Source organism: Streptosporangium sp. NPDC000396, from assembly GCF_042898655.1.
Taxonomy (GTDB): Bacteria; Actinomycetota; Actinomycetes; order Streptosporangiales; family Streptosporangiaceae; genus Streptosporangium.
Genome location: NZ_JBIAZA010000061.1, coordinates 1 through 19214, shown reverse-complemented (window position 1 = coordinate 19214; position 19214 = coordinate 1). Strand labels below are relative to the sequence as shown.

General features: G+C 69.6%; 21 protein-coding genes. 16 read left to right on the top strand and 5 right to left on the bottom strand.

The features are described 5' to 3' along the window. Nucleotides 1–614: 614 nt before the first annotated feature. From fusA to ACFY2X_RS46480, 5 genes are all read left to right on the top strand, one after another. On the top strand, nt 615–2726 hold the full coding sequence (fusA, locus tag ACFY2X_RS46500) for an elongation factor G (protein ID WP_389951689.1): 2112 nt from the start codon (nt 615–617) through the stop codon (nt 2724–2726). Between the two features lie 355 nt (nt 2727–3081). Next, on the top strand, nt 3082–3615 hold the full coding sequence (locus ACFY2X_RS46495; RefSeq protein WP_389951687.1) for a hypothetical protein: 534 nt from the start codon (nt 3082–3084) through the stop codon (nt 3613–3615). A gap of 38 nt (nt 3616–3653) precedes the next feature. Beyond that, entirely contained in the window at nt 3654–4673 is a 1020-nt protein-coding gene (locus ACFY2X_RS46490; RefSeq protein ID WP_389951684.1) for a hypothetical protein, read from the top strand. A gap of 22 nt (nt 4674–4695) precedes the next feature. After that, nucleotides 4696–6027: a Dyp-type peroxidase gene (locus tag ACFY2X_RS46485; protein ID WP_389951681.1), complete on the top strand. Its 1332-nt coding sequence runs from the start codon at nt 4696–4698 to the stop codon at nt 6025–6027. Between the two features lie 52 nt (nt 6028–6079). Next, on the top strand, nt 6080–6949 hold the full coding sequence (locus tag ACFY2X_RS46480) for a bile acid:sodium symporter family protein (protein WP_389951678.1): 870 nt from the start codon (nt 6080–6082) through the stop codon (nt 6947–6949). A gap of 31 nt (nt 6950–6980) precedes the next feature. On the opposite strand, the gene ACFY2X_RS46475 is transcribed toward ACFY2X_RS46480, so the two are convergent. Together ACFY2X_RS46475 and ACFY2X_RS46470 are read right to left on the bottom strand one after the other, a co-directional pair. Beyond that, complete coding sequence (locus tag ACFY2X_RS46475; RefSeq protein WP_389951675.1) at nt 6981–7430, bottom strand: hypothetical protein; 450 nt, start codon at nt 7428–7430, stop codon at nt 6981–6983. Between the two features lie 41 nt (nt 7431–7471). Continuing rightward, complete coding sequence (locus ACFY2X_RS46470) at nt 7472–8332, bottom strand: family 16 glycosylhydrolase (RefSeq protein WP_389951673.1); 861 nt, start codon at nt 8330–8332, stop codon at nt 7472–7474. A gap of 131 nt (nt 8333–8463) precedes the next feature. Between ACFY2X_RS46470 and ACFY2X_RS46465 the strand changes: the two genes are divergently transcribed. The 4 genes from ACFY2X_RS46465 to ACFY2X_RS46450 all read left to right on the top strand — a co-directional run bounded on the left by ACFY2X_RS46465 (nt 8464) and on the right by ACFY2X_RS46450 (nt 11625). Next, nucleotides 8464–8952, top strand: coding sequence for an EXLDI protein (locus ACFY2X_RS46465; RefSeq protein ID WP_389951670.1), 489 nt, complete (start codon nt 8464–8466; stop codon nt 8950–8952). 97 nt (nt 8953–9049) lie between these two features. Beyond that, the gene (locus tag ACFY2X_RS46460) at nt 9050–10087 is read left to right on the top strand and encodes an ATP-binding cassette domain-containing protein (RefSeq protein ID WP_389951667.1); all 1038 of its coding nucleotides are present in this window, start codon (nt 9050–9052) and stop codon (nt 10085–10087) included. Between the two features lie 11 nt (nt 10088–10098). Further along, a complete protein-coding gene (locus ACFY2X_RS46455; protein ID WP_389951665.1) occupies nt 10099–10422 on the top strand; it encodes a hypothetical protein in 324 nt (107 codons plus the stop codon). A 129-nt stretch (nt 10423–10551) separates the two neighbouring features. After that, a complete protein-coding gene (locus ACFY2X_RS46450; protein ID WP_389951662.1) occupies nt 10552–11625 on the top strand; it encodes a DUF5685 family protein in 1074 nt (357 codons plus the stop codon). A 44-nt stretch (nt 11626–11669) separates the two neighbouring features. Here ACFY2X_RS46450 and ACFY2X_RS46445 read toward each other — a convergent pair whose 3' ends face one another. After that, nucleotides 11670–13811 (bottom strand): transglycosylase domain-containing protein, encoded by a 2142-nt coding sequence (locus tag ACFY2X_RS46445; RefSeq protein ID WP_389951659.1) that lies wholly within the window; start codon nt 13809–13811, stop codon nt 11670–11672. 95 nt (nt 13812–13906) lie between these two features. Continuing rightward, entirely contained in the window at nt 13907–14110 is a 204-nt protein-coding gene (locus tag ACFY2X_RS46440; RefSeq protein WP_389951657.1) for a hypothetical protein, read from the bottom strand. A 192-nt stretch (nt 14111–14302) separates the two neighbouring features. Here ACFY2X_RS46440 and ACFY2X_RS46435 point away from each other — a divergent pair, with 192 nt between their 5' ends. The 7 genes from ACFY2X_RS46435 to ACFY2X_RS46405 are packed head-to-tail and all read left to right on the top strand — an operon-like array spanning nt 14303 to nt 17854. Continuing rightward, entirely contained in the window at nt 14303–14980 is a 678-nt protein-coding gene (locus ACFY2X_RS46435; protein WP_389951654.1) for a hypothetical protein, read from the top strand. Nucleotides 14981–14999: 19 nt separating this feature from the next. Beyond that, nucleotides 15000–15500 (top strand): hypothetical protein, encoded by a 501-nt coding sequence (locus tag ACFY2X_RS46430; RefSeq protein ID WP_389951652.1) that lies wholly within the window; start codon nt 15000–15002, stop codon nt 15498–15500. A 24-nt stretch (nt 15501–15524) separates the two neighbouring features. Then, entirely contained in the window at nt 15525–16028 is a 504-nt protein-coding gene (locus ACFY2X_RS46425) for a hypothetical protein (protein ID WP_389951649.1), read from the top strand. Continuing rightward, a complete protein-coding gene (locus ACFY2X_RS46420; protein ID WP_389951647.1) occupies nt 16025–16183 on the top strand; it encodes a hypothetical protein in 159 nt (52 codons plus the stop codon). Before ACFY2X_RS46425 ends, ACFY2X_RS46420 begins: the two co-directional genes overlap by 4 nt. Nucleotides 16184–16201: 18 nt before the next feature. Continuing rightward, a complete protein-coding gene (locus ACFY2X_RS46415; RefSeq protein ID WP_389951644.1) occupies nt 16202–16738 on the top strand; it encodes a hypothetical protein in 537 nt (178 codons plus the stop codon). Nucleotides 16739–16780: 42 nt separating this feature from the next. Further along, the gene (locus tag ACFY2X_RS46410) at nt 16781–17338 is read left to right on the top strand and encodes a MauE/DoxX family redox-associated membrane protein (protein ID WP_389951642.1); all 558 of its coding nucleotides are present in this window, start codon (nt 16781–16783) and stop codon (nt 17336–17338) included. A gap of 3 nt (nt 17339–17341) precedes the next feature. After that, the gene (locus ACFY2X_RS46405) at nt 17342–17854 is read left to right on the top strand and encodes a hypothetical protein (protein ID WP_389951640.1); all 513 of its coding nucleotides are present in this window, start codon (nt 17342–17344) and stop codon (nt 17852–17854) included. A 112-nt stretch (nt 17855–17966) separates the two neighbouring features. On the opposite strand, the gene ACFY2X_RS46400 is transcribed toward ACFY2X_RS46405, so the two are convergent. Beyond that, nucleotides 17967–19214: tetratricopeptide repeat protein (locus ACFY2X_RS46400; protein ID WP_389951637.1), on the bottom strand; the 1248-nt coding region annotated here is incomplete at its 5' end.

Below are 19214 nucleotides of genomic sequence, written 5' to 3'. Positions count from 1 at the left end.
ATGGTCTTGGGCCCCCCCCCCCGCCGCCGGGGGGGGGGTCCCCCCCCCGCCCGCCCCCCGGCCGGCCCCCCCCCCCCCCCCCCCCCGGGGGGGGGGGGGGGGGGGGGGGGGGGGGCCCGGCCCCCCCCCCCCCCCCACGGCACGCCGTACGGCTCCCGGAAGCCGTCCATGAGCCGGTCCACCGCGACCGGCGGCATGCACGGCAGTGTGTCCCCGCGAGGATCGGCGACGCCGGGTCGCCACAGGTGAAAACCGGTTTCCCGCCCCGCTCCGGTCTCAATACACTCGCCACGAACCGCGCGCCGCGACACCGCGGCGCGTGCCTTGACGAGTGAGGGGAGCCGGCCGTGCACTATCGCACCGCTGTGGTCATTCCCCAGTCACGGTACGAGGTGATTCTGGTGTCTTCGTTGGTTCCCGGCGCCGGCTGCGCGGCCGGCACCGGACGTCCGTGACGAACACCTGACCCCTGTCTGCCCGGTGCCGGGTTGACCGGTCGGGTATGTCCCCAGGCGGTTGCGCCGCACCAGGGGTTTCTGCGTGGCCTGCCTCCAGGCCGTTTCGTCCGGGAATCGCGCTGTCCTGTTTGAATCCTCTCGAAGGGGCCATGGGCCGTGCGCGCCAACCTGAACCGCCATCTCACCAATCCGCTGACTGGCGTTCGCAATCTGGGCATCCTCGCTCACGTTGATGCCGGTAAGACCACTGTCACTGAACGGATCCTGTACGTCACCGGCGCCACTTACAAGCGTGGCGAGGTGCATGACGGGACGACCGTCACCGACTTCGACTCCCAGGAGCGCGATCGTGGGATCACCATCTTCGCCGCGGCGGTGAGCTGCGCCTGGGACGGCCACCGGATCAATCTGATCGACACCCCGGGCCACGTCGACTTCGCCGATGAGGTGGAGCGCTCTCTGCGGGTGCTCGACGGCGCGATCGCGGTGTTCGACGGCGTCGCGGGCGTCGAACCGCAGAGCGAGTCGGTGTGGCGGCAGGCCGACCGGTACGGAGTGCCGCGAATCGCCTTCGTCAACAAGCTGGACCGCGTCGGCGCCGACCTCGACACGGCCGTCGAGTCGATCCGCAGGCGGTTGCGTGTGACCCCGCTGGTGGTCCAGCTGCCGATCGGGCAGGAGGACGGGTTCACCGGAGTGGTGGATCTGCTGCGCATGCGGTCGCTGGTCTGGGCCGGCGGCCACGACGCGTTCGAGGAGGGCCCGGTGCCGGACGCCCTGCGGGAAGAGGCGCACCGGCGTCGCAGGCTGCTTGAGGAGACGGTGGCCGAACTGCATCCGATCGCGCTGGAGGAGTTCTGCGCGGAGTCGGCGATCTCCGCTCGGACTCTCGCCATCGCACTGCGCGACCTGACCCGTACCGGTGAGGGCGTGGTGGTGTTGTGCGGGTCGGCCTACCGCAACCGCGGGATCGAGCCGCTGCTGGATGCCGCCGTGTCCTACCTGCCCTCGCCGCTGGACGTTCCGGCGGTACGCGGCATCCAGGGTGACACGGTGCAGGAGCGGGCCGCCGATCCGGCGGCGCCGTTCGCCGCGCTGGTGTTCAAGGTGAACTCGACCGCCACCGGGCGGCTGACCTACCTGCGGGTGTATTCGGGAACGATTCACCGGGGAGACGCGGTGCTGGACGCCGGTGCGCGGCGCACCGAGCGGATCGGCCGGATCCTGCGCGTGCAGGCCGACCGGCACACGGAGGTGGACCGGGCGGTGGCCGGGGACATCGTCGCGGTGGTCGGGCTGAAGGCGGCCCGTACCGGGGCCACCCTGTGCGCACCCGCGGCACCGCTGATCCTCGAACCGCCGGCCGCGGCCGATCCGGTGGTCTTCGTGGCGGTCGAGGCCCGCAGGAGCACCGACACCGAGCGGCTGGCGGCGGCGCTGGCCCGGCTGGTCGAGGAGGATCCGTCGCTGGTGGTCCGAACCGACCCCGAAACCGGTCAGACAGTGCTGTCGGGGATGGGCGAGCTGCATCTGGAGGTTGCGGTGGAGAAGATCCGTCGCGCCCACGGGCTGGATGTCGGCGTCGGCCGGCCGCGGGTGGCCTACCGGGAGACGGTCGCCCGCGGAGTGTCCGGGCTGTTGTACCGGCACGTCAAGCAGGAGGGGGGTGCCGGCCAGTTCGCTCACGTCGTCCTCGACGTGGAACCGCTGGAGGCCGCCCCGGACACCGCCGGGGACGACGACAGCGGTGACGCGGTGGACTTCGTGTTCCGCTCGGCCGTCGTCGGCGGACGGGTGCCGCGGGAGTACGTCCGGGCGGTGGAGGCCGGTTGCCGGGACGCCTTGACCGAGGGTCCTCTCGGGGGTCACCCGGTGACCGGCCTGCGGGTCACGCTGACCGATGGAGCCACCCATCCCAAGGACTCCTCGGAGATGGCGTTCCGGACCGCCGGCAAGCTCGCGCTGCGGGAGGCGCTTCGCGTCAGCGCGATGGTGCTGCTGGAGCCGGTGGCCGAGGTCACGGTCACCGTTCCCGACGACGCCGTCGGCGGGGTGCTGGGTGACCTGGCGGCACGGCGCGGCCGGGTCTCGGGCTCGATCGCGCGGGCGGGAACGACGGTGATCACCGCGACCGTTCCGCTGGCCGAGCTGTTCGGCTACGCGACCCGGTTGCGCAGCCGGACCCAGGGTCAGGGAGCCTTCACCACCCGGGCCGCCGGTTACGCCCCGGTGCCGAACACGGTGTCCAGCGGGATGCCGCCCCGGTAGAACACTGTTCTCGGCCGGCGAGAAGGTACGGCCCCGCGTGCCGGGCGACGCCGACGCCCCGCGCATTGGCCGCCAGGGCGCCGGGGAGACCTGATCGGCCGGTCCGCACGCCGTCGGCCGGCGGCGTGCGGACCGGCCGGCTGCGGCACCGCGCCGTACGGCGCCATCGCGTTCCTCTCGCTCGCGGAAGGCGGGCAAGAGAAGGCCCAGAAGAGGCAATGGGCTGGTCAGAAATGGGACCGATGCCCCTCTGGAAGCGCGGCGACAGCGTGCTCGTCGTCGCCGAGTGGGATAATTTCGCACAGTCAGACAGCTTTGGCCTGTTCCCCCCTGACCGGATGGCGGAGGAACAGGCATGGACATCACGCCGCAGGCAGTTGTCATTCCCAAGGAGACCGATCACCTCGATCAGGGGAAATACGGCCCCATCTATCCGAGGACCCCGGCATGCTACGGGTTCACCATCATCGCGAAGGTCAAGCCCGGCCGGGCCGATGTGATCCGCGGCTACGGGTACACGCTGGCCAAGGCACTGGAGACCGATCCGTACCTTCTCGGGCCGCTCAAGCTGCACTACCTGCGCTGGGTGCTCTTCGACGACGACACGCGTTTCATGTACCAGGGCATCTTCGACACCGACTTCGACAAATACACCGAAGACGCCATCGCATTGTTCACCAAGGCGGGGGTGAACACGGTTTTCGAGAATCTTGAGGGGTTCCCCGAGGACTGGAAGACCAACCCCGAGGCGTTCATCAGGTTCGTTCGTGAGCACCAATGCCCGAGCTTCATCGAGTACGGGGAGTATCCGTACGTCACCGCCGATGAGATCAAAAAGGCGTTGCGGATCAAGAACGCCCTGTCGGAGATGCTCGACCAGCTGCAGTGAGATCGGGCCGTCGCCCGCACACTCCGCCCGGAGGCGAGATGAGTGAGTACAAGACCGCACGCACCTACAACCAGAACCATGTGCCGCGCGAGTACACCCCCGGCCGGCGACGGGTGAGCATCTACGTCTCGTGGAGCTATCCGGCCGAGGCCGGCAGGAACCCGGCCGAGCTCGACAACCGCTTCTCCACGATGACCGAGGTGCGGCGCGTGAACTGGCCCGCCTACGAGGAACCGAGGTGGTCCGACCCGCTGCAGTTCCAGCAGGGCATCGCCGGATCGCTGGAGCTGTTCTTCTGGGGCTGGGCACCGTTCCAGGAGTTCGTCAAGGAGACCACCGGGCACGTCGTACCGGTGTACCAGCGCATCGACCAGGCCGGTTTCCGGACGCCGCTCGACGAGCGGGTGCTGGCGGACACCGACACCTTGTTCGTGTTCGGGCTGGACCACATGGTCACCGGGCAGGAGGCCGAGCCCGGGGAGATCGAGGCACTGCGGCAGTTCCTCACCCGGGAGGGAACCTGCCTGGTCCTGGGGCCGCATCACGACGTCGGGGCGTCGGACGACCTGGCCGTGCGCGACATGGAGTACCACCACCACGGCGACGCCCTGGTTCCCCGCCAGCAACGGTTCGCCCGGTACGTCCGGGACCTGATGCGAGGGCTCGGGGTGCCGGTGGAGAACCGCTACGGGCTGCGCCCCGCCGTACGGGAGCCCAGGCAGATCGCGCCGCTGTCCATCGCCAGGGATCTGGACACCAAGGGCTGGCTGGACGGCGTGACCAACTTCAACTTCCACATGCATCTGCCGCACTACGCCGTGACGACCGACGATCCGAACGTCATCCAGGTGCTGGGCAGGCAGCCGATCGACATGTCCAGGCCGCCGCACCCCTTCACCGAGGCCGGCAACACCGAGTTCAACATGTTCCTGTGGATGCCTCCCGGCGGAGACCGGGCCGGCGACGTGGTCCTGGCCGACTCCACGGTCTTCAGCTCGCTGTTCGGCGGCGATGAGAGCCTGCGCGCCTTCTGGAGAAACATCGTCCTGTCGAAGTAGTGCCTGAGGGAGGCGAGTATTCGTGACCGGGCAAACGCATGTCACCCTCGAACTCGACGACATCCAGCGCGGGGTTCTCAGCCCCCGGCCGACGCCGTACGCGGCGACCTACATCCTGTTCCGCATCGACGACCGCGCGCACGGGCGGGAGCTGATGCGGCGCGCGAGCGCGGTGGTGACCTCGGCCGCCGACTCTGTGAGTCCCCTGGGCGAGACCTGGGTGAGCGTCGCGGTCACCTGTCACGGCCTCAGGGCACTGGGGGTGCCGCGGGAATCGCTGGACACGTTCGCCTGGGAGTTCAGGCAGGGAATGGCCGCACGGGCCAAAGCGCTGGGCGACACCGGCGAGAGCAGCCCCGAGAACTGGGAGCCGCCGCTGGGCATGCCCGACGTCCACGTGGTGCTCGTGGCGCTCGCGCCTGACAGCGCGCAGCTGGAGGCGGCCGTCGACCGTGCCCGCCCGGCGTATCACCGCCTTTCCGGCGTGACCGCGATCTGGCGGCAGGACTGCCACGCGCTGCCCACCGAGACCGAGCCCTTCGGCTACCGTGACGGCATCAGCCATCCGGCTGTCGAGGGCAGCGGCATCGCCGGATCCAACACGCTGGAGACCCCGCTCAAGGCCGGGGAGTTCGTGCTCGGCTACCGCGACGAGCTCGGCGGCGTCCAGACTCTCCAGCCTGAGGTGCTGGGACGCAACGGCAGCTACGCGGCCTTCCGCAAGCTCCACCAGCGCGTCGGCGCCTTCCGGCGCTACCTGAGGGACAACGCCACCGGCCCTGAGGACGAGGAACTACTGGCGGCGAAGATCATGGGGCGCTGGCGCAGCGGCGCGCCCCTGGCCCTCAGCCCGTCGCACGACGATCCCAGCCTCGACGCCGACCCGTACCGCAACAGCTTCCTCTACCAGCAGGACGACCCGGCGGGATTCATCACTCCCGGCGGCTGCCACATCCGCCGGGGCAACCCCCGGGACGCGGCGGTGGCGGGTGTACCGAGGCTGCACCGGATGATCAGACGCGGCACCGTCTACGGCCCGCCGCTACCCGAAGGCGTCCTGGAAGACGACGGAGCCGACCGCGGGCTGATGTTCGCCTTCATTGGGGCGCACCTGGGGCGGCAGTTCGAGTTCGTCCAGTCCGAATGGATGAACGACGGCGTCTTCTTCGGCGCGGGCAACGCGAGAGATCCCATAATCGGGTCCAACGACGGTCCCGGTGACTTCACCATCCCCCGGCGGCCGGTACGGCAGCGCCTGCAGTCGCTGCCGCGGTTCGTCGTCACGCGCGGCGGCGAATACTGCTTCATGCCCGGGCTGAGCGCCCTGCGCTGGCTTGGCGATCTCGAAGACTGAAGCGCGGCGACGGGCGCCCCCGGGCGCGGGCCGCCAGCTGGGTGGAAGGCTTATGGATACGCTGCATCTGCTGTTCAACGCGGTCACCGTGATCTTCATCGCGACCACCATGTTCGCCGCAGGTCTCGGAGCAACGCTGTCGGCATTGCGCGCCGTCTTCGCCGACCTCCCGCTGTTGCTGCTGGCGCTGCTGGCCAACCTGATGGTCATCCCGCTGCTGGGCTGGGGAATCGCCGCGCTGTTCAGCCTCCCGGCAGCGGCTTTCATAGCGATGGTGCTGGTCGCCTCGTCGCCGGGCGGGCCGTTCGGCGCGAAACTGGGCATGCTCCAGAAAGGAGACGTGGTCGCGGGCGCGGCGATGCAGGTGCTGCTGGCCGCCATCGGCAGCATCACCTTCGGCCCGACGGCCAACGTCATCCTCACGGCGGCCAAGGTCGGCGCCGGAGTCTCTCTCGACGTCGCGGCGCTGATGCGGACCGTGGCCGTCCTGCAGCTCGTGCCGTTCGCCGTCGGACTGGTCCTGCGCCACTACGCGCCGCTCACGGCACGATCATGGCATCCCGTCGCCGCGAAGCTGTCGAACGTGACGTTCATGATCGTGCTGGTGGGCATGCTGCTGGGCAACTGGCGCGACGTCGTCGCGCTGGTCGGCTCACGCACCCTGCTCGCGGGGTTCGTCCTCTCCGCCGCCGCGTTCGCCACCGGCACGGTGCTGGCCACCGGACCGCCGGCGCGCCGTACCACCATGGGCGGCGTGGCGGCGGTGCGCAACGCGGGGCCCGCGCTGGCCGCCGTGGGCATCGCCTTCGGCAACGAACCGGCCATCCTGGGAGCACTCGCCGCGGTGCTGCTCAGCGGCCTGGCGGCGGCCGTACCGATCGCCGCGGTGCTCAGCCGCCGACGGGACGACGGCACCGCCTGACGCAGGCGGTGCCGTCAAGAGCGTTCATGCGTCAGTCCGGTGCCCAATACTTGTCGAGGGCTTTCTCCAGGTCCCGTACCACCGGGCCCCAGCTGCCGGGCAGCGTGTAGCGGGTGACGCGGTGGCCTCGGTAGGCGATCGTGTATCTGAGGAAGTCGGCCCCCTGCGGTTGCGGCTCGGAGCGCCCGAGGTGCAGGCGCTTCAGGTGGCCGCGCAGCGTGCTCATCTCTCCCTTGGCCAGGCACTTGTCCACGGTCGGGCCCGTCCGGCGGCTCAGCCGGACGCACCCGTTGGTGTATGCGATCACACGATCGTCGAGCCCCGCGAAACCGCCCTGCTTGCGGAGCTCGACCAGCACCTTCTTCTGTATGGCTGCCTTCTGTACGGCTACCGCCTGCGCAGCCTGTGCCGGCTGCGCGACGGTCGCGCCCGGAACCAGGAGGAACACCGACAGCGGCAGAACCCGCCAAATCTTCTTCATACCCTCTTGAACGTAACAGACCGGCAATCGGCTCACCCGAATCACCGCGGCGGCGGCGTACCCCAGGGCGTCGAGCTCGGCTTGAACGGGATGGAGGAGTAGCTGTAGGTCCGGACGTAGTCGATCAGGAACGCCGACGGCAGGTAGGCGTCCTTCGGCTGGCCGAGGTGGCCCTCCAGGCTCAGCACCATGTGGCGCGCCATGTTGACGTAGGCCGGGTCCGGCGCGGCCACGTCCCAGGCGAGCCTGCCGTCGGCGTAGAAACGCAGCCTGCCGTTTCTGCGCTCCAGGCCGTACACGTGGTAGCCGGTGCTCGTGTCCGCGACTCCGAAGTCGAAGCGCTTGTCCCCGTCGACGTGGTGATTCTCCTTCGAGTACGGCCAGACCCATCGGTGCAGCGTGGACACCATCCGGCTGTAGCTGAACGTCTCATGGATGTCGATCTCGGGATTGGGGTTGTTCTCCACCGACAACGGGGAGGACTGCAGCCAGATGGCGCTGAGCACGTTCGCCCGCGAGTCGAGAACCTTGGCGCGCACTTCCACGTAGGAGTTGCCGGGCACGTCGAACGTCGACTCCACGGCCCCGAAGGTGTACGCGGAGCCGTCCTGGCTCTGCTTCCTGGCGGTGAGCACCAGGTTGCCGTCGGCCACGCTCACGTTCGCCGGGTTGAACGCCCCCACGCCCGATTTCGCGTACCACAGGCCCGTCCGCCACTTGGCGGTGTCGAGGGCGGAGCCGGAGAACTCGTCGCTGGCGGCGCCGATGAACCTGCGCTGCGGGACGGGCCCCGCCGTGGCTGTCGCCGTGCTCGCGGCGGCGACGCCCGCGGCGGGAACGAGGGCGAGTGCCAACGCGCCCGCGAGGAGCACGCGTCGTCGACGGACGTGCCAGGTGTTCATGCTGTTTCCATTCCATCGAGCAACTTGCGGATCTTGATCGGCTGCCAGTGTAGTGATCAACCCGCAGAAGGGGATGTTTCCGGCATTTTCCGGGTCATCGTCGCGGCCAGGCAGGCACCGCGCGGCCGGGAGTGGCGCTTGGCCTCGCCGGAGGCAAGCTGTCGACGGCGATCAGCGTGGCGCTGCGACGCTACGTCGAGATGGAGGAGGGTCGCCAGGAAGGCTACGACGAGATCATCGTCAAGGTGGGCCAGGGCGCCGGCCGCAAGCAGCGCTTCTCCGGAGTGCTGCTCGGCGAGTGGGGACGCACCCAGGGCAGCCGGATGGAGATCTTCAAGGTGTACCGCTCACGCCAGGGCAAATACGTCCTGCACGTGGATCGCTCACCTGACTGGACGGACGATTCCGGGGCCGACGACTGGCTTGAGGGACTCTTCTCCCGCGGCGCGTGGCGGAGCTATCTCGGCCTGACCGACTCAAGCTGGGGCTTCGTCCAGGGCGAGGCCACGCTCGAGGTCGTGGGCACCATCGAGGAATTGCGCGGCAGGATCCCCGACGAGCTCTACGACCTGATCGCCGAGCTGGGCCGGCGTCCCGCCGTAGAGGACCTCGACATCTGATTTGAGCAACCCCCTTAACCGGACGGTCGGCAGGCGATCGCCCGCCATTTCGTCATGCCCTCATTCCTCCTCGACACGAGCAGAAGGAGAAAGCCGAATGCCCCCCGCGATCATGGCCGAAGGGCTGGTCAAGAAGTATGGCGATGTGATCGCCCTCGACGGGATGGATCTGTCCGTCCCCGAGGGCACGGTGTTCGGGCTGCTCGGCCCGAACGGCGCCGGAAAAACGACGACCGTGCGGATCCTCACCACCCTGCTGAAGCCGGACGCCGGCCGGGCCACCGTGGCCGGGTTCGACGTCGTCGCCGACGCGCACCGGCTGCGCGCCCGCATCGGCGCGTCCGGCCAGTACGCAGCCGTCGACGACCACCTCGCCGGTGCCGAGAACCTGGAGATGGTCGGCCGCCTCTACCATCTGGGCGCCAAGCGCAGCCGGCGGCGCGCCCGCGAGCTGCTGAAGCGCTTCGACCTGACCGGCGCCGCCGATCGCCCCGTGCAGGGCTACTCGGGCGGCATGCGACGCCGGCTTGACCTGGCCGGAGCGCTGGTCTCCGACCCGCCGGTGCTGTTTCTGGACGAGCCCACGACCGGCCTCGACCCCCGGGCCCGCGCGAGCCTGTGGGACGTCATCGCCGAACTCGTCGCGGGTGGCACGACCGTGCTCCTCACCACCCAGTACCTGGAGGAGGCCGACCGGCTGGCCGAGACGATCGCGGTGGTCGACCACGGCCATGTGATCGCGCTCGGCACCGCCGACGAGCTCAAGGACCAGGTCGGCGGCGACCGGACCGAGGTGACGGTGACGAGCGCGACGGTCGCGCTGGCCCTGCGCACGCCCGAGGTCTTCAACAACCTGGCCACCATCGTCTCGATGCCGCTGGTCTTCCTGTCCAACGCGTTCGTCGACAGTGCCCGCCTGCCCGGGCCGCTGAAGGTCGTCGCCGAATGGAATCCCGTCTCCACGATCATCCAGACCGCTCGCGAGCTCTTCGGCAACACCGCCTCCGCCATGCCGGTGCGTGGCACCTGGCCGCTCCAGCACGCGGTGGCGGCCTCGCTGCTCTGGTCGGCGCTGCTCCTGATCGTGTTCGTGCCCCTGGCCACGCGGCTGTACAAGCGGGCGGTCAGCCAATGATCCCGCGGGCGGTGACGGGCGGACGCGTCAGGCGAGCAGGCGGCTGGCAGGTCCCGCGCCTGCTGCGGATCGACTTCGAATACGGCAAAGTGCGGCTCGACCTGTCCCAAGCACTCATCCGGCATCCAGAGACCGACATCGAACTCCGGCTCACGTACGGCTCCACCGCGATCGTCCTGCCGCCCGGCGCGAGCGCGAACGCCGACGGGGTGCGAACTGAATGGGGCAGCGTGACCTGCGAGGCAGCGGGCTATGCGCGTCCCGGCAAGCTGCATGTTCACGTCACCGGAGAGCTTACGTACGGCCGTTTGACCATCCGCAACTCGCGCAGGTGATTCAGCACCCGCCGGGTGGCCGACAGCCGGTGGGGCCGAGCCGGGCGAGCTCGGCCTCGATCGGGAATCCGTTTCCGCGTAACATTCTCCGATCATCTGGATAGATCGTTCCAATCTCTGCGAGGTCGCGTGTTCGGAATCATTCGCCCGTGCGGTGAGCACGCCTGCCCGTCCCTCCGCGACGCGTGGCGGGCGCATCTGTGCGGGCTGTGCCTGACACTGCGAGACGGGCAGGGGCAGGGAGCAAGGCTGGCCACCAACTACGACACTCTGATCATCTCGGTACTCACCGAGGCGCAGCTGCCGTCGGCCTCCCCTCATCGGATCGCGGGCCCGTGCGCGCTGCGCGGGTTCCGTTCCGCCGACGTGGTGGACGCCCGGGCGCGGGGGGCACGGCTGGCGGCCGCGGTCTCACTCGTACTGGCCGCGGGAAAGATCCGTGACCACGTGGCGGACGGTGACGCGGCCGCCGGGACCGGTCCTGCCCGCAGGCGGCTCGCGGCCCACTGGGAGGCGGGTGGGGCGCGGCTGGGGGCCGGGGTCGGGTTCGACACCGCGACGCTGGTCTCGACCGTGGACCGGCAGCTTGAGCTGGAGCGCCGAGCCGCCTCCTCGTCCGGTTCCGATGGGGCCGGAGGACAGCAGGTCGCGTTGCTCGATCTGACCGGCCCCGCGGAGGAGGCGGCCGCGGCGGCGTTCGCCCACACGGCGGTGCTCGCCGGACGACCGGGGAACGCCGAGGCGCTGGCCGAGGCGGGCAGGTTCTTCGGCCGGATCGCCCACCTGCTGGACGCGGTCGAGGATCAGGAGGACGACGCGGCGCGGGGCGCGTTCAACCCGCTGACCGCCACGGGCACCACCCGCCAGGAGGCCCGGCGGCTTTGCGACGACGCCGCGCACGGCCTCACCCTGGCGCTTGGAGAGCTGGAGCTTGAGGAGCGGCACCTGGTGGACACGCTGCTCGGAACCGAGGTACGGCGTGCGGTGGAGCGCGCCTTCGGCCACCATTCCACGACGGCCTCCTACGAGCGGCCCGGCTGGGTGCGCAAATCAGCGGCCGGGCTGACGACCTTCCTGACCTGCGGGTTGTGGAGACCCCGGTGGAGCAAGAAAAAGGGTCGCCCCTGCGAGGACCGCTGCTATCTGCGCGATGGCAGTTGCTGTGACTGCTGTGACTGCTGTGACTGTTCGTGCTGCGACTGAACCACGACTGGCACGCGGCGCCGGTCTTCGTGGGACGTGATCCCCTATCGGCCGGGCAGGTCCTCGTACGGCTTCTGAACGGCCTCGCCCGGAGGCGGGTTCGCCGGGTCTTCCGGGTTCTGCCGGGCCGGGGCGCAGCCCTGGCCGCAGCCGCCGAAGCGGGCCGTGTCCACCGGTGTGAACCGGGCCGGCGCCACGCCACGCAGTGCGGACATCATCGTGTCCTTCCAGATGGGGCCGGGCAGTGAGGCGCCCTGAACCGCGCCGTAGTGGCGGCCGCCGATGGTGACGCCGGTGAGCTTGTGGCTCTGCGAGCCGCGTGGGTCACCGATGCTGACCGCCCCGGCCAGGTCGGGGGTGAACCCGGCGAACCAGGCGCTGGCGTATCCGTCGGTGGTGCCGGTCTTGCCTGCCGCCGGGCGGCCGATGCCGCCGACGCCCCGCATGGTGCCGTGGGTGAACACCCCGGACAGGATGTGGGCGGTCGCGTCGGCGATCTGCGGATCCAGTGCCTGCTTGCACTGCGGCCGGTAGCCGGTGGTCCTGCCGTCGCGGCCGGTGATCCTGGTGATGGCCATGGGCGGGCAGTAGGTGCCGCGGGCGGCGATGGCGGCGTAGGCGGTGGCCACGGTCACCGGGTCGCTCTCGTTGATGCCGAGCGTGAACGTCTCGAACTCGCGCAGCTTGGTGCCGTCGGCCCGCTTGATGCCCAGCGACTTGGCGGTCTCGACGGTCGGACACAGGCCCACCCGCTCCTGCAGAGCCATGAAGAAGGTGTTGACCGAGCCCCAGGTGCCGGTGGCCAGTGTCTTGAAGCCGGGCGAGCCCTCGTCGTTGGTGACCGTCCAGGACGGATCGCCCACGCTCTCGCCCGCGCAGTTCTTGAACGTGGCGTAGCCGGGCGCGGTGTAGCCGGCGCCGGCGGCGATGCCTTCGCCGATCTTCATGCCCTGCTTGAGCGCGGTGATCAACGTGAACGTCTTGAACGTCGAGCCCGGCTGGAAGCCGATCAGCCCGCCGTGCTGCTTGTCGGCCACCGCGTTGTAGGAGATCTCGTTCCTGCGGGCGGAGCCGCCGAAGGGGCGGCTGGCCGCCATCGCCTTGATCTCGCCCGTGCCCGGCTCCACCAGTGCCTCGGCGGCCAGCGCCCGGTCCGAGGCGAAGACGTGTTTTCTGATGGCCGTCTCGGCCGCCTTCTGCGCCTTGGGATCCAGCGTCGTGTGGACCTTGAGCCCGCCCTGGCTGAAGGCCTGCTCGCGCTGCCGCTGCGTTCTGCCGAAGGCCGGGTCGGACAGCAGCTCGTGCCGGACGTACTCGCAGAAGTACGGATATCTACTATCTTGGCAGCCGTTGGGCTGCCTGACGCCCTTGTACCCGAGCTTGTGGGCCTTTGCCTCATCGGCCTGTGCCCGGGTGATCCGGCCCAGCTCCGCCATCCGGTCAAGCACGATGTTGCGCCGCTGCAGCAGCAGCTCGCGCGCCTTGGCCCCGCGGTTCGGGTCGGTTCCGTTGGGGTCCTGCACGGCCCCGGCGAGGGTGGCGGCCTGGACCAGGTTCAGGCGGGCCGCCGGCACGCCGAAGAAGCGCCTGGCCGCCGCCTCCACGCCGTTGGCCCCTGCACCGAAGTAGGCGATGTTGAGGTATTTCTCCAGGATCTCGTCCTTGGTGTACTTCTGCTCGACGGCCATGGCGTGACGCAGTTCCCTGAGCTTGCGCGCGTAACTGGCCTCCAGGGCCGCGTTCTTCTCCTTCTCGGTGCCCGCCGAGTTGAGGAGGACCTGCTTGACGTACTGCTGGGTGATCGACGAGCCGCCCTGGCCGATGCCGCCCGAGGTGATGTTCCTGACCATGGCGCGGGCTGTGCCCTCGACGTCGATCGCACCGTGCTCGTAGAAACGGTCGTCCTCGATCGCGACGATGGCCGTCTTCATCACATCCGCGATGTGCTCCAGCGGTACGACTTTGCGGTCCTGGGCGTAGAACTGGGCGATCCTGTTGCCCTCGGCGTCGTACACCGTCGTCTTCTCCGCCAGCGGCGGCTCCGCCAGCTCCTCCGGCTGGAGGTTCAGCGCCTCGGTCATCGCGACGACCGCCGCCCCCGAACCGCCCAGGGCGGGCAGCGCGAGCGCCGCGGTCACCACCCCGGCGGTGGTGGCGGCCACGGCCAGTCGGGCGATGCTGGACATGCGTGTATGAGGACGCGGGCTGGACATGGCGGCCATGACAGCACAGCCACCCGCACATGGTCCAAGACCGATGTGAATGACCATCGATATCCGAATCAGTATCCGCCCAGGTCATCCTGGCCGTAACCGTGCAAACAGCGGCGTGACTCCTGGCCGGGGAGACGCCTGCGGCGGGTACCGCCGATCCATGCGTCCGAGGGGAGGGCCCCGGAGGGCACCGCGGCGACGCGGAACGGCAAGACCCCGGCCCGCGAGCCGACGACCAGGCCGGTCGGCCAGACCCGGTCGGCCACAGGCACGCCGGTCGATCACAGTCCGCTCCGCCGTATCACCGAAACGCCATTTCGGGTATTCGTTAACATGAATTTTTGCCCTTTGCATCATCCCGATGCGGACTTAATACGGATTAGGTGCGTAATTCATGCGCCCCGGCCATGAAAATCCCCAGAAGTGGGGTGAAACGCTCACCCTGAGAAATTAGGAGTCGCCAAGTGGACACGCGCACTCCCGACGGACGCACCCTCTCCGTCAACGGGAACTCCCAGCCCTTCATGGGTCCGTGGGCCTTCATGGTCTGGGTTCACGGTCAATCCGGAACCTACCGTCTGCACACCGGCGCGGCGGGTTCCACGGAACTGGTCACCAAGCACACCGGCGAGTACTCCCGCTTCACCGTCCGCGAGGTGGCCTACGGCGGCAACCGGATCGTCTCGCACGAGGACACCCAGAACGGCGGCACCACCCTGCTCTGGATCGGCCCGCACCACGAGGTCTCCACCTTCGTCGCCGGAACGGGGGTGCCGGTGGAGCTCTTCATCGACCTGCTGGGCAAGCTGGACGTGCAGGACACGCCCGAGGGGGTCACGGTGATCCCGCGTCCCGGGTCGGGCCTGCGCCTGGGCAACCTCCTGGGGGCCAACACCCTCGGCCAGGTGTGCGCCGTGACGGTCAAGCCGGTCGACGACGTGCGCTCCGCGCTGCCCCGCGCCTCGGGCAAGCGCGTGCGAGGCGGCTCGCTGTGGCGCAACGACGAGCGGGACCCCTCCGGCAAGGTTCAGCGCTCGGCCCTCCTCGTCAACGACACCACGGCCACGACGATGCTGCCCTTCAACCAGGACGACCCGAAACTGGTGTCGGAGGCGGAATCCATCAGCTTCACCCTGAACTAGCAGACAGCGAAAGAAAAAAATGCAGACCATTGTCAATTCGCTGGCGGTTTTCTCGTTCCTCGGTGTGATCATCGCGCTTTTCGCGATATCGGCGCTGCTGAAGCTGGTCAGGGGGCTGCAACAGACGGTGACAGGCATGACCGTCGCCGCTCCCGCCGTGACGGCCATCCGGTCGATCGAGCGTTTCGCCGCGGGCGGAGAACAGACCACGTTCGTCCTCGTGGTGGAAGAGCACTGCATGAACTGCGCGGCACGGGCGCGACGGCTCGCCGAGATCGCCACCGCCGGGGTGACGAGCCGCCTGGTGCTCCTGTCCGCCCAGCAGAAGTGCGCGGAATGGGTGTCGGGGACGGACGTCACCGCCGTCATCGACTCCGAACTGCTCGGCCGGATAGCGGTCGGCGCCACTCCCACCCTCGTCAAATACTCCGCCGACGGCGCGGAGGTATGGCGGCGGGCCGTCGGCTCCGACGACGACCTCGACGCCTTCATCGGCATCGGCACGCACGTCCCCGCCTGACCCGATCTACCTGAGGTGATCCCCTTGAGCATTGATGTGGAAGATTACTGGGCCAAAGTGCCCTCGGTCGACGACGCCCCCGTAGAAGGGCGCCGGCCCAGCTTCGAGAAGGCGCGCGCCACCCGGCGGACGGTGCTGAAGTCCGTGGGCGCACTCGGCGGCGCGCTCGCCCTCAACGTCGTGGGCGCCCTCCCGTTCGGAGGCGCCAAGCCCGCCGAGGCCTCGGTGGGAACCGAGTGGTACGACTGCGCCGGCTACAACAACTGGAGTGGATACGACAACAACACCACGTGGTGCGTCGGCGGGCCGTACAGCCGGGACTACTGCGGTGGTGACGGCTGGTTCCTCCGGCTGTCCATGACCTGCTTCGTCAGCGGGCCGACCGTGGCCTGCGGCACCGGCAGCTACAGCCATAAGAACGCCTGGCGCTGGACCCACAACGGCACGCCGTACCGCTGCGCCGACGGCTACCAGCAGAGCTGTGGAAGCTCCTCGGTATTCCGGATCTGCTCGTGGTCCTGGCCGTGACCCGTAGTCTCAGCGCGGTGCGGGTCTCCGTCGTGCTGGCCGTGTGCGCGGTCGCGCTGACCGCGACACACCAGACGTGGAGTGTCTCGCTCGTGCTGCTCGCCTGGACGATGCTCGGCATCACGGCCGGTTACTCGCTGTCCGGCTCGGTTTGAAGCCTGAACTCGGCAGATTTGCTTACCTCGTCGGTCTGGCGGGGACAGTTACCGGCCTTCTCCGGCGGGCTGCTGCTCGGCGGACTGGTCTCAGGCGTCGTCGTGGGCGCCGTGGGCGGGATCGCCGCCGTCGTACCCTTCGAGGTGCGGCTGTGGGTCCTGATACCGCTCGTGGTCGTCGTCATGCTCTTCGAACTGGCCGGGCGGCCCCTCTCGCTGCCGCAGAACCGCCGCCTGGTTCCGCAGGACGTCATCCCGCGGAACGAGTTCGAGGGGCCGTTCCAGTTCGGCTTCGAAATGGGCACCGGGGTGCGCACATTCACCCCCACCGCACTGCCGCACACCCTGGTCCTGGTGATCGTGCTGCTCGGCGGGATCGTGCCCGGAGTGCTGGCGGGGCTGGGTTTCGGGATCGGCCGGATCCTGATGCCGCTGTCGCGCGCGCTCAGCGGGGAACCCCAGCAATGGGACCGCGGGCTGCTCGGCTCGGCGCGATGGATCGGCCGGCTGTGCGCGGCGGGCTTCCTGCTCTCGTTGTCGATCATCCTGATGTAGGGGTGGACCATACCCGCTGATGTTTCGTCGCTCTCGGCCAGCGTGCTCTTCGCGAGCGCGCTGGCCGGAGCGGCGCTTCTCGTTTACGCGCCGGTGCGCCGTCGGCGCACCGGCGCTCCCGGCCTCGGCGAGACGCTCTCCCACCACGCCCTGATCCCGGCGGCGCTGCGCGGATACGCCGCGTGGGCCGAGGGCGCAGAAGGGTTGATCGGAGTCGTCGTCCTCGCCGGGTGGACGCTGGGCAGCGAGCCGCTCCTGCGTTCGGGCGGGGCGGCCATGGCGGCCCTGTACGCGTTGTTCGCCGTTTATCTCGCGGTGCTCCTGCGCCGCCGGGGGCGAGTGCCCTGCGGCTGCCTGGACGCCTCGGGAACCGTGACAGGCGTGTCGATCGCCCGCGCCGTGTTCCTCTGCGCGGCCGGGACGCTCGTCGCCCTCGGCACGTTCACCCCGGTGGCCGGGTTGCTGCCGAGGCTCGCGCACCTGCCCGCGGGCGTGTTCGTCGCGGCCCTTCTGGTGATCGCGGGAAAGATCGCCGAACTTCCGGGAACCTCCGGCTTCCCGGTGGGGTATGGGCAGAAGAATGGAGTCAGAGGAGGGTGACGCATGAACCGGTCGATGTCGCTCACGATCGCGGCGGTGGTCGCCCTGCTGTCCGGCGGCTGCGGTACGGCAGCGCCCGCCGGTCCGTCGAGCGATCCGGAACGGGCGCTCCTGGAACCGGCCGCACTCGGCTCCGGCTGGCATACGGCGCGCACCGTCTCCGGGGAGTGGGATCGCCTGCGGGACGTTCCCGCGCCGTGTGGCCGCCGGGTCATCATCCCGCAGAAAGCCCTGACGCATGTTCGCGAGTTCACGACCGGCGGCGGAACATCGGTCACCCAGTTCGTGATCGTCGACGTCGACGCGGTCGACGCGTTCAAGCGCTTCTACGCCGAGTGCGACGCCGTGGGAGAGGTCGCGGGGCTGCCGGGACCTCAACACGTGGCACGCCACGGCCTCGTCGAGGTGGCCACGCCTGCCGGCGACGCCCTGGTCATCGTCACCGGCACCGTACCGGAGGCTGAGCTCAGACGCGTCGCCGAGACCGGTCGCGACCGGGTGGAGCGGCTCGGCTGAGCCGAAGAAACGGGCGAGCTTGCCGGTGGATGTCCGAAACGCAGCCGGTGGTCCGGGCAGCGGTTCGGTGCCCGGATGCCGGTTGGTTGGAATCGCCGTGCCGACGCCGACGTCAGAAGTCGTCCGCCGTGATCGGCTCGGAGGTCCGATCAGCGGACACGCCCAGCTCAGGCAGGGCGGCCAGGCTCATGGCACTCGCAGCCACCTGGTTCGGCCGGTTACGGTCGAGTCTGGCCCGGACCTGGTCGGCGTCGGGATGGCCGAGCTGGTCGAGGATGTCCAGCGCATGCTGCCAGCTGTGGCGGGCGGCCTCCGGCTCGCCGGCGGCGTGGTGGATGTTACCGAGGTGGATGAGGGTCTCGGCCTCGCCGTAGCGGTGGCCGGTCTGGTGGAACAGCTCCAGGGCGTGCTGGTAGCAGGCCACGGCCTGCCGGTGCCGGCCCAGACGGTGATGGGCATAGCCCAGGCTGTCCCAGGTGTGGGCCTGCTCCTGATGATCGCCGAGCTCCTCCAGGATCGCCAGCGCCCGGGTGCAGCAGGCCAGGGCCCGATGGTGGTCGCCGAGCAGGGTGTGGTGCCAGCCGACCGCGTTGAGCGCGCGAGCCTGCCCGGCCCGATGCCCCGCGGTCTCATACAGCGCCAGAGCCCGCTCGGCGTGGTCGAGGGCGTCGCGGTGGTGGCCCTGGTGGGACAGCACCACACACAGGTTGCCGTGCGTGCTGGCCTGACCGATCGGGTCGCCGAGTTCGCCATACAGGTCGAGGGCGCTGCGGAAATGGGCGGAGGCCTGCTCATGGCGGCCCAGCCGGCTGTGCGCCCAGCCGAGATAGCGGTGGGTGTGCGCCTGCCCGGTCCGGTCGCCCGCCCGGCGGGCGGCCTGCAGCGCGGTCTCGTGCACGGCGACCTGGTCGGGCCACAGGCCCCGGCGGTCCAGGAATTCGGTCAGGGACCAGGCCAGCTGCCAGGCGTGGGTGTTGAACCCGGCTCCGGCGGCCTGCGCGACGACCGCTAGCAGGACGGCGTGCTCGGCGGTGAGCCAGGTCATCGCCCGCTCGTGGCCGACGGGCTTTTCCACGGTGACGCCGGGCCCGGGTGGGGCCACGACGATGGGGTCACGGTGCGGGTTGAGCAGCGATGCGGCGGCGTGCGCGGTGTGCAGATAGTGATCGAACAGGCGGTGCAGCGCGGCGCGCCGGTCGGGGACGAGGTCCTGGGCGTGGGCCAGCTCCGCGGCGTAGGCGCGCATCAGATCATGCAAAAAATACCGGCCCGGCGCGTGTTCGGTGATCAGGTGGGCGCGGGCCAGCTCGGCCAGCAGCGGCCGCACCCGCGCGAGCGAGATACCGGCCAGGCTGGCGGC